The organism is Legionella santicrucis (genome assembly GCF_001468135.1).
Lineage (GTDB): Bacteria > Pseudomonadota > Gammaproteobacteria > Legionellales > Legionellaceae > Legionella > Legionella santicrucis.
On sequence record NZ_LNYU01000006.1, the window covers coordinates 100,510 to 111,244 of the forward strand.

The window sequence follows — 10,735 nt, forward strand, 5'->3', positions numbered from 1 at the left end:
TTAACTCTTGGGAGATTCAAACCATCTAACCACTGCCAAGTGATCAGCCAAATCTTGTTTCTTCTTCATTAAACTTACTTCTAAATTTTCATTGTTACGTTCTGTTTTTAATTGGTTTTGCTCTTTAGCAATAGCTTCTTGCAAGGCTATAATTTTTTGGCCAAAGCCTTGGGGACTCATCTGTAATTGATATGCAAGTTCGTTCATCCGAGTTGCAAGAGTTTCCATTTGCTCACAAGTTAATCCTTGAGGTTGTTTCTCTGGACAGGCTTTCAAAGCTTGTTGTAATTCATCAGGATGCGTTTGGTAATAATATTCGTTTTTTGCTGAGCAAGAGGCCAATCCCAAAGCAATTAATAGTGCCACCCAACATTTATTCATACTCAACCTATTGTAAACTACAAAACACCAATATTATCATTAGACAAACTCTAACGCCATCTGTATGAGAGAACCATGCTTGATTTTAAATTGCAACGTGATCCACAAACTGGTGAACAATATCTTGAGACTTCTATTTGTGGTAAACCCCTTTTAACTACACCGCAACTGAATAAGGGCACAGCATTCACTAATGAAGAAAGAAAAGAATTCGGCCTATTAGGCAAACTCCCTCATCGAGTTGAAACACTTGATGAGCAAGTGAAACGTGCGTATCTGCAATATTCAAGTTATACGACGCGATTGCAACAAAATATTTATCTGAATAACTTACACGATAAAAATCAAATTCTTTTTTATAAGTTAATTATTAAACACTTAGGTGAAATGCTGCCTACAATTTATACTCCTATTGTAGGAACAGCGGTAAAACGCTTTAGTCATGAATACAGACAACCTCGAGGCTTATACATTTCTCATTCCGATAAAAATCAAATTGAAGAAATACTAAAAAACCGCTCTAATCCAGAAATCGATGTGATCGTTGTCACTGATGGTGAGGGTGTCCTAGGCATTGGTGATCAGGGCATCGGTGGGATGGATATTCCAGTTGCTAAATTAATGGTCTATTGTTTATGCGGTGGTATTGAGCCAACACGAACCCTACCTATATTTCTTGATGTAGGTACAAACAATCAAGATTTGTTAAATGATCCAATGTACTTAGGATGTCGTCATCCACGCATTAATCCAGCTGCATATGATGATTTCATTTCTACTTTCGTTCATGAAATTCATAAGCAATTTCCCAACGCTTTTTTACATTGGGAAGATTTTGGGCGAGGTAATGCACGCCGTATCTTAGAAAAATTTCAAGATCAATTATGTACCTTTAATGATGACATTCAAGGGACGGGTGCCGTAACCCTAGCTGCATTATTAGCTGCCTGCGATGTAACAAATTCAAAATTACAGGAACAGCGTATTGTTGTTTTTGGCGCAGGCTCAGCCGGGACTGGAATTAGCGACCAAATCGTTGATGCTATGGTACGTGAAGGGATTAGCCCAGAAGAAGCCTACCAACGCTTTTGGTTAATTGACAGACAAGGTTTATTACTTAATACAGACCCAGATCTTACTGAAGCCCAAAAACCTTATACTCGTGATCCCAAAGAAATCGTCCAATGGGCAATTAATGAAAAACATCATCCCTCACTTACCGATACTGTGAGACATGTTAAACCTACCATCCTTATTGGTTGCTCTGCTCAGCCAGGAGCTTTTTCGCAAGACATCATAGAAACAATGTCCACTCATTGTGAGCGCCCTATTATTTTTCCACTTTCTAATCCAGATGAACGATGTGAAGCGAAACCAGTAGATATATTAACCTGGAGCCAAGGAAAAGCATTGATTGCAACAGGTACGGCATTTCCTCCAGTGGAATTCCACAATCGCATGGTACAAATTGCTCAATGTAATAATGCGTTGGTATTTCCAGGAATAGGTCTTGGAGTGCTGGCTGTAAATGCTACTCGACTCACCAAAGATATGATTCTGGCTGCTGCGCATGCGCTTTGCAAATTTGCACCAAGCAAAAAAGAAAGCTACCTTCCTTTGCTTCCTTCCTTGGACGATGCCCAAATGGTTGCTAAAGAAATTGCCATAGCTGTGGCTCGTTGTGCTATTGATTCAGGCTACGCTCAGAAAAATAAAGATGCTGACTTGGAAAAATTAGTCATTGATATGTTTTGGGAGCCACGATATTTACCGTTTAAATTTACAAAATCCTGATATGGACTAGACAAAAGCAAAGCTTTAATCTGGTAATAGCACTATATTACCAGGTTACGCTTCGGCTTTACTTCTTTCCATCAGTTTTTACAAAATTCACTTTAATGTTTCTCATCGTTGCGCTTGAAGGTTCCCAAGAGCGTTCGTATTTAAATAGAATATCAGTACTTGCAGGATAGTTTTTTCCTTTTTGTAGCGTAAAAATAAAATGCATTTGGCCACTAGCGCCTATAAGTTTAGTTTTTGGTCGCTCATAAGAACTATTGCTTAGGGTTAATAACTTCGTATTATAATGAACAACGGACCATTGAAATCCGGTAGTTGGATTTGCAGGTAAAGTTACTTCGAAATTAGGGCTACTCACATTAACATCTAGAGTTAGATTATCATTTGCATAAGTCATCATTGAAAAACTAAGAAACAAACAGCCAAATATTATTTTCATTGACAAGCTCCTTTCGCACACTCTATCAAACAGTTTAGCTTATTTTCCGCATAAAAAATAAAGGGAACCGGAATAGAGTACAACTTATTCTTATCGAATTTTTATTATACTGCCATTTATTTTTTGCTAATTTTCATTCCAGTTAATATCCCTAACACAAATATCATAATCAATAAGCCCATTAAGGGGATAAGCGTATTTACCCCCTGAAACAACTCAAAAACATTTATTTGTGTCATTTGAGAAACATCTTTAATGCCGTAAATACATAATTCACCAGTGGGTAATGAACAGAATTTATCCGAAGGGCATGTCTTAAGGATGGTTGGGTTTTCACCAGTACCACATTTAATATGAGCTTCTTTAAGTATTTTAAAAACTATCTCTGGATGTTTAGTAACAATTTCTGGCATGTTATCCTCTTTTAAGAGCAATGAAGGTTTATCATAACTAAATTTTCGAATTATTTAATAATTCTATTGCTACTTTCCATTAATTTTAAATATTAATCTTGATCTTAATGCACAGAAAAGCGATTATTTTATCTTTTTTAATCATTGTTAGGAGTGCGCGTGGACTACGAAACCATGGAATTTGATGTTATCATCGTAGGTGCTGGGCCGGCGGGGTTATCTGCTGCGATTAAACTAAAACAGCTTGCTCTCAACGCACAAAAAGAAATATCTGTTTGTATTTTAGAAAAAGGGGCCCAAGTCGGAGCACATATTCTTTCAGGAGCCGTTCTAGAACCGAGAAGTCTTAAAGAGTTACTCCCTAGCACATGGCAAGACGCTCCCTTAGATACACCTGTAAAAGAAGATTTTTTTTATTTTCTAACTCAAAAACATTCATATAAACTTCCTACACCCAAGCCTATGCACAATGAAGGAAATTATATTATTAGCTTAGGCGAACTTTGTATTTTTCTTGCGGAACAAGCAGAGGCTTTAGGTTGTGAAATTTATCCTGGCTTTTCTGCAGTAAAAGCACTGTATAATGATCAGAATCAAGTAATTGGGGTAATGACAGGTTGTGTAGGTCTCGATAAAAATAAAGAAAAAACTCATAATTATCAACCTGGAATGCATTTACTAGCCAAACAAACTTTACTCGCTGAAGGTTGCCGTGGACAACTCAGTCAAAGTCTAATGTCGCGTTATCATTTAAGAGATAAAGTCAATCCACAAACTTATGGTTTAGGTATTAAGGAAATATGGCGGGTCACAGCAGAGAACCATAAACCAGGACAAGTGATTCATACTGTAGGCTGGCCAATGGATCATGCGACTTATGGTGGTTCATTTGTCTATCATTTATCAAATCAACGTGTTGCTCTTGGTTTTGTAGTTGGTCTTGATTATAAAAATCCATGGTTAAATCCTTTTGCAGAATTCCAACATTTCAAAACTCATCCATTAATCAAGCCTATATTGACAGACGGTGAGCGCATTAGTTATGGCGCTCGTGCACTTAATGAAGGAGGATGGCAATCTTTACCAAAGCTTACATTTCCTGGTGGGGCATTAATTGGTGATGCAGCAGGTTTCCTTAATGTTCCTAAGATTAAAGGAATACACACCGCCATGCAGTCAGGAATGCTCGCGGCAGATGCATGCTTTGATGCTTTGCAGCAAGAGAACTCTGCCCAAATTGAGATCACCAATTATACTGAAAAAGTCAAAAACTCCTGGTTAGATAAAGAACTATATGCTGTACGTAACATAAGACCAGGATTTAAATATGGCCTTTTCCCTGGTTTAATCAATGCTGCTTTTGAAACCTATATTACTCGCGGACATTCGCCTTGGACACTCACTAATCATGCCGATAACAAAACTTTAATTCCAGCAAATAAAGCAAAAAAAATAGACTATCCTAAACCTGATGGGGTTATTACCTTTGATAAACTCTCTTCAGTATTCTTAGCAAATACATATCATGAGGAAAATCAACCCTGTCATCTTGTATTGAAAAATCCACAATTAGCAATTGACATCAATTTAAATGAATATGCTTTTCCAGAAGGTCGATACTGTCCTGCTGCAGTATATGAAATAATTGAAGAAGAAAAGGGACCCAGATTACAAATTAATGCACAAAACTGCATTCACTGTAAAACTTGCGACATTAAAGATCCGCGACAAAACATCGTTTGGCATGCGCCTGAAGGTGGAGGTGGACCCAATTACTCTGGAATGTGAATCTTGGCAAAAGTTGGTTTTAAAGCTAAACTGACGCCGTTTCTTGCCTAAATCCCTTTCAATTAAGAGTAGCTCTTTTATTATGCGATGATAACCGATTTTCATCTTATATTTTAATTATTATCGCAGAAAGCCAAGCTTATGTCTGAATCCAATCATATGATTATTAATAAACAGGAACGTATATATGTTTAGATATGAAGCACCAAATCCTTATAATAACGAAGGATCGTTTTTTTCGTTCTTAAGTTCAAATTCTGTTTCATCAAGCCAGAGTATTGGTAAATTAGTATTACCTGCGCAATGGCGTGAACCCCAAAATATAGGTGAAATGACCTTGAATCAATTTGCTCATGCAAATGGCCTTCTTATTCAAGGTGGTTATGTGGGCACACATGATAGTGCAATTTTAGATACGATTGAATTAAAACCAAAAGCAGAGTCTAACACTCCTCTTAGAAACCAACATTTTATTATTAAATTTAATGGAAATGGGATGTTCTATCAGGATGCATTACGCAATTTTGCTCATGATGCAAACAAATTAAACGTAACCGTCATTGGCTTTAACTATCGTGGTGTAGGCAACAGTAAAAAAACACCTGAAACCTTTCAAGATCTGGTGACTGATGGTATTGCACAAGTGCAACGTTTGTTAGACAGTGGCGTTGATTCAAAAAAAATTACAGTTGATGGTTTATCACTTGGTGGTGGTGTTGCCACAATGGTTGCTAGTCATTTTCATAAAATAGGTAAACCAGTTTATTTGTGGAATGATCGTTCTTTTGCTTCGATCTCGAAAGCAGCTGCGGGCGTTGTTGCCCCCGAAATAGATAATATTTTTGGCGAAACTTTAGCGACATCATTTGAATACACATCCTGGAGTTTAATGAAACCAGCTGGATGGGATGTCAATGTTGCTAAAGCCTACAACGCTATTCCAGATGAATATAAAAATCATATGTATGTAGCTAAAAAATCCGCACGTTCTTACGGTGATGGTGTCATTGCTCATCGAGCATCATTGCACGAAGGAGTAAAACAAGAGGAGAAGAAAAAAGGAATTAGGACAGGCCATAAAGTATATGCCCAAAATGGCTTTTTTGGCGGCGGTCATAACATGTCGCGAAGTGATTTAGTGAGTGCAGAAAACACTTCTCTTACTGGACAAGATCAGTTTGAAAATTTTATAAGAAACCACAGGCCCTAAAATCAATAGAGGGGTTAAGGTTGGATTGCCCCTCCCTGCCTTCATCTCGATTTCCATACATCCAAATATTATTAATAATTAATACTCGAAATCTCTTTGCGTTCTCTGCCACAAAAGAGAAAGAGGAGAAATACAAAGAGATTAGGACATAATTGATGTTTATTACTTGCACTATTTTTGTCCATTTTGTATACTAGGATCATGTTTTTTGCAGATGGATGAAGAAGTCTTTATTATTTCGCTAAATCAAATCCTAATTTATCCATCCAAGATTTTCGCATGTCGCGTAATACCCATTTAAGGTTATCATTTGGAATTAAATACCCACCTATCCCATCAGAAAATAATAGGTCAACGACTTGTGTTGTAACCTGCTTTAATTCTAAGCTGATACAAGTTGGAGAAGCAGGTTTTGTTGGTAACATGATGGTAATGGTATTATCTTTTTGCTCTACAATTTCAATTTCAATATTTCCGTTAATAGTACAGCCATATTCTTCACTTAGTTTTTGCTTGGGATTATTAATCAATTCTTGTCTATATTGTAAGTCACTTACAATTTTCTGAAAATGTTCTTCTACAAAATGACTGTTCATTATTCTTCCTTTTTATGAATGCTATCACGAAGTTGTAGTAATTTTGCCTTCTGCTTGGTTGAAGCAAGCCACACAAACATTTTCCCACTAGACCAAATGTCTATTTGATTCAGTTCAAATGGCTTTTGCAAATCAAGATTATGATTCGCTGGTGGTATAGTAAAATATAAAGTATTAGGCTTTTGTAAAATAATGTTTAATTTAATCCCATCAGGAACAGTTACACCCAATTGAGATAATGCCTTAACAGGATTAGTGGTTAATAAACTCGCAAAATCTGGATCTTCCCAAGATTTTTTAGTGAGGAGTAATTCAAAATCATTTTCCATTTTTAATTCCCTTTGGATACGTCCTTATATCGAATTGAGGTCCAATCGTATTCAATATAAAAACTGATTGCAATTAATCAATAAAAAATCGACCTAGTAGAAATATTGTCACCAAATACAATGACTCGTTAGCTTTCTTCTTGAACGTTAATAAAATAATTTTGGATCACCTGTGTTTAATTTAGGTATAATGCGCTCTGTTTAAAGTATAGGGGTTTATCGCATGAAGTTTAGTCCCAGCACAAATCCAGAGCATTTAGACGCGATTATCAAATCGACATTGACGGGATTAGTTCTTAAATCAGATGAAGAATTGACGAACTGTCTCAAATCGCTACCTGAGGAAATAGATTTTGATGCACCAGATGAAGATTTCAATACAATACTCTATCTTGCCGCTGCAAATAACTACATAAAAACCGTAAGTTATTTGTTATTAGAAAGAAAAGTGAATCCCAATATTAAAGTATCTGAAGACTTAACTGCTGCCCATATTGCCGCCGCACATGGACATATTGATGTATTAACAAAATTAGCAAGTTGCAAAAATATTAAATTTAATGAAAAAGACAAATATGGAGAAACACCTTTATTTCGCGCCATAGGTAATGCTCCTGATGAAAAACTTTTAGAAATTGTCCGTTTAATTGTTAATAAAGACCCCTCTTCAATTTCAGTTCCGAATGAAGATGGCGTTTTCCCTATTGAACTAGCACTTCAAAGACAACATCGATTAGTAATTCAATTACTATTAGAAAATGGCGCTGATGTTAACAAACGTTACAGTGTAATCGCAGCAAATATGATGATGTCACAAAGCGTCCCTAGCAGACAATTCGCTAGTGCTTTCGTATTTTTTACTGGTCCAACCGAAAATGATAATTTACGTCAATGTGCTAAGCTAATTATCGAAACTTATAACAAACAACACATTGAAGAAGATGTTAAGGAAATGGCAGCAAGCAGTCGCCCCAATAAGTTCTAGTTAATTCTTCAAAGTACCGACTAAGCTAATAAGCTTAGTTAATATCTTCATTGCCTTAGATTGAAGCCTGAGTTAGTTTTTCTTCACTATTAAAAACAAAAAATCATCTTTTGTAATTATCCATCGCCGTGTGTCCGGTATTTTTAATAGTTCAAGACTTCAATATGTTATGAACCCTATTAGAGAATCTCTGAATAACGTTCCTTTTAACTCATTAATTTCAATATAAAGCGAAGCCTTTAAGAAGTCATTATTAAATCCCTAAAATGTGTAATTTGTAAAGTTTGCGTATTTTTTGAGCTTTTATTAAAAACCATTATCGGAATTGTCGTAGAATATAATGCTTATTTTAAGCAGTCCTGCAGAATGACTAAGAGTCAAAAGTAATAAGAGAATTGATGATGAATATCAAAAAATTAATAATTGTTTGCACCACCCTTTTACTTTATCTGACTAATTCTTATTCGATAGCCGCAAATACTAGCAATCAGAATCAGATGGAGGTATTTTTAATTTCAGATCCTCATGTGGACATTACAAAACGTCAAACAACGCTCATAAACCCAAAACCCAATATTTCCGAAGAATTAGATCCGCAAAGTTTTAAATTTTTAATAGCGAAAATTGGTGAACAAATCGATTTACATCAAGAAACAAATCCTATAGTTTTATTGCTTGGTGACTTACCTGCTCATAATGCATACAAACGTAAAACAACTCGAGATAATATTAATTTAGTTTTTGAACAACTGTTTGAAAAAATAAATCCACTCCCTTATTTTTATGTTTTTGGTAATAATGATTCTTTACAAAGAGATTACGGCCCTTTTACCTATAAAAATCAATCTGCTTTCGACCTATTAAAAGCGATAACAGGTAACACTGATGGGTTTCTCTCATCAGGTCTAAAATGCCCATTTTATGATAAACCTTGCATCAACAACGAAAACAAAAACTACGGTTATTACTCTGCTTATTTAAATGATCATCTCAAGCTTATTTCGTTAAATAGCGTTGTATTTATATCAAGACCAAATTTCTCCCCTTCTCGAGATGGTGCCGAAGAAGAACTTCAATGGTTGGAAAATGAAATTAAAACAAGCAAAGCAAATCATGAGAATGTTTTATTAGCCATGCATGTTCCACCTCAGAATTGGGAATCAATCTATAAAGAATCATTCATAAAAATAATAAAAACTTATCCGGAAATCATACTTGGTATGGTCGCAGCCCATACTCATTTTGATGAAATTCACGCGATTAAAATTAAAAGTAAAGACTATGTGATCCCAATCATTTATTCAGCTTCCATTGGATCTGATCATGGCAACGCTTCTTCCTTTAAAATTTTAAATTTATCAAGACAAAATGACACTTCTTCATGGCAATTAAAAAACTATGTCACTTATAATTTTATAGGTCCTACTGCCGAAAAAAGTCAGCTCAATCAATACTATGACTTCAATCAAGCATTCTGTTTGAATTCTTCTACTGAAACTATCAGTAATTGTCTTAAAAAGCATATCAGTAAAAATAAATTTGATAATGCAACAAGCACCTTAATGAGCAAGCATTATACAGCTGGAAACCCTAATAATAGCCAAAAGATTAACCCATCTTCAAAATGGCTCATGATAATACAGTAATAAATCAGTGAAACATTGCTCTATTCCAAACTGTTGCTCGCTTACATTCCTATTAGCCCAAAAAAGCGAGCACTTCCAGTCGGACTATAATAAGATAAAAATATCTAAGAAACATCATGACTAATTTCATCAAACTGCCAATTGATAAGCAACAGAGATAGAATAGCAATATTTATATTATTAGTTACCAAATGAAAGGTATAAGCCGAGTCGTTACTTTTTTTTGATATTCTGCATATCCGTGTAAATCCCGTACAAGTATTTTCTCCTCATTCAGAATACGGGCAACTAGAGTGGTGAGTAAAACGGGGGCCAAAAGCAGTGTCCACCACGATCCGAGCGCAAGCGACGTGCCTATGAATAAAAATATGGCACCAAAATACATTGGGTGACGCATAAATCTGTATGGACCGGCCGTAATAACTTTTTGCCCTTCCTCAACTCGAATATTGGCAGCAGCGTAGGTATTCACTTTCGAAACGAGATAAAACATGTAGAATGAGAAAACAACGAGCATGTCACCTATGATCGAGACGTACCATGGTACTAATGACCAACCAAAGCGAACATCAAGTGAAGACAGGACAATAAGAACAATGCACGTAGCAAAAAGAAAAAAGATAATAATTTTCTGAGCCGGTTCCTTTTCATACGATATGCCTGCCTCAGTACGACGCTTAAGAAGAGCTGGATCATGTTTTGCCAAGTACATGCTGTATACTGCAGATGCAATAATAAACACTATCATATAAACCCAGCCTTGCCAGTATATTAGAGTTCCTGCAGGAATAAACAGGAGCAACAATATAATAATCGTTCCCAAAACTGAGGATCTAATTAACTGTTTATAGAGTAAGTTCATATCATCCAACTATTCTCTTTACTTTTTTCTTCGAAGCCCGATCTCAACGATCTAAGTATAGAACGAATCAAAAACATTTTTTAGTCTAAATTTCCTAAGATTCTCTCAAGCCTAGGCACAAACAGATAGAAAGTGAGAATCAATAGAACCTAATAAAAATGAATTATTACTGCGTTCAAGATGATGGTGCCTGGACTTATGGGCTGTCTCTTGATCACATCTCCATCAATTTGGTAGCTATCCTAAGTCCTTCAACTCGCTCTTGTAAACGGAACCATCCTTTCCA

Annotated in this window: 11 protein-coding genes; 5 read left to right on the forward strand and 6 right to left on the reverse strand. The window is 35.8% G+C overall.

The features are described from left to right. A complete protein-coding gene (locus Lsan_RS01630; protein ID WP_058512798.1) occupies window positions 1-381 on the reverse strand; it encodes a hypothetical protein in 381 nt (126 codons plus the stop codon). A gap of 75 nt (window positions 382-456) precedes the next feature. Between Lsan_RS01630 and Lsan_RS01635 the strand changes: the two genes are divergently transcribed. Then, window positions 457-2,175 (forward strand): NAD-dependent malic enzyme, encoded by a 1,719-nt coding sequence (locus Lsan_RS01635; RefSeq protein ID WP_058512799.1) that lies wholly within the window; start codon window positions 457-459, stop codon window positions 2,173-2,175. Between the two features lie 67 nt (window positions 2,176-2,242). On the opposite strand, the gene Lsan_RS01640 is transcribed toward Lsan_RS01635, so the two are convergent. Next, complete coding sequence (locus Lsan_RS01640) at window positions 2,243-2,620, reverse strand: protease inhibitor I42 family protein (protein WP_058512800.1); 378 nt, start codon at window positions 2,618-2,620, stop codon at window positions 2,243-2,245. 116 nt (window positions 2,621-2,736) lie between these two features. Further along, a complete protein-coding gene (locus Lsan_RS01645; protein ID WP_058512801.1) occupies window positions 2,737-3,033 on the reverse strand; it encodes a hypothetical protein in 297 nt (98 codons plus the stop codon). Window positions 3,034-3,192: 159 nt separating this feature from the next. On the opposite strand from Lsan_RS01645, the gene Lsan_RS01650 reads away from it, so the two are divergent. Both Lsan_RS01650 and Lsan_RS01655 read left to right on the forward strand, forming a co-directional pair. Beyond that, on the forward strand, window positions 3,193-4,821 hold the full coding sequence (locus tag Lsan_RS01650; protein ID WP_058512802.1) for an electron transfer flavoprotein-ubiquinone oxidoreductase: 1,629 nt from the start codon (window positions 3,193-3,195) through the stop codon (window positions 4,819-4,821). 187 nt (window positions 4,822-5,008) lie between these two features. Next, a complete protein-coding gene (locus Lsan_RS01655; protein ID WP_058512803.1) occupies window positions 5,009-6,031 on the forward strand; it encodes an alpha/beta hydrolase in 1,023 nt (340 codons plus the stop codon). Window positions 6,032-6,264: 233 nt separating this feature from the next. On the opposite strand, the gene Lsan_RS01660 is transcribed toward Lsan_RS01655, so the two are convergent. Beyond that, window positions 6,265-6,627, reverse strand: a complete 363-nt coding sequence (locus tag Lsan_RS01660) for a hypothetical protein (RefSeq protein ID WP_058512804.1) — start codon at window positions 6,625-6,627, stop codon at window positions 6,265-6,267. Continuing rightward, a complete protein-coding gene (locus Lsan_RS01665) occupies window positions 6,627-6,956 on the reverse strand; it encodes a hypothetical protein (RefSeq protein ID WP_058512805.1) in 330 nt (109 codons plus the stop codon). The genes Lsan_RS01660 and Lsan_RS01665 overlap by 1 nt, the downstream gene beginning before the upstream one ends. A 223-nt stretch (window positions 6,957-7,179) precedes the next feature. Between Lsan_RS01665 and Lsan_RS01670 the strand changes: the two genes are divergently transcribed. Both Lsan_RS01670 and Lsan_RS01675 read left to right on the forward strand, forming a co-directional pair. Next, the gene (locus Lsan_RS01670) at window positions 7,180-7,941 is read left to right on the forward strand and encodes an ankyrin repeat domain-containing protein (RefSeq protein WP_058512806.1); all 762 of its coding nucleotides are present in this window, start codon (window positions 7,180-7,182) and stop codon (window positions 7,939-7,941) included. Between the two features lie 398 nt (window positions 7,942-8,339). After that, a complete protein-coding gene (locus Lsan_RS01675; RefSeq protein WP_058512807.1) occupies window positions 8,340-9,587 on the forward strand; it encodes a metallophosphoesterase in 1,248 nt (415 codons plus the stop codon). A gap of 184 nt (window positions 9,588-9,771) precedes the next feature. On the opposite strand, the gene Lsan_RS01680 is transcribed toward Lsan_RS01675, so the two are convergent. Further along, window positions 9,772-10,449, reverse strand: a complete 678-nt coding sequence (locus Lsan_RS01680) for a methyltransferase family protein (RefSeq protein ID WP_058512816.1) — start codon at window positions 10,447-10,449, stop codon at window positions 9,772-9,774. Between the last annotated feature and the right edge of the window lie 286 nt (window positions 10,450-10,735).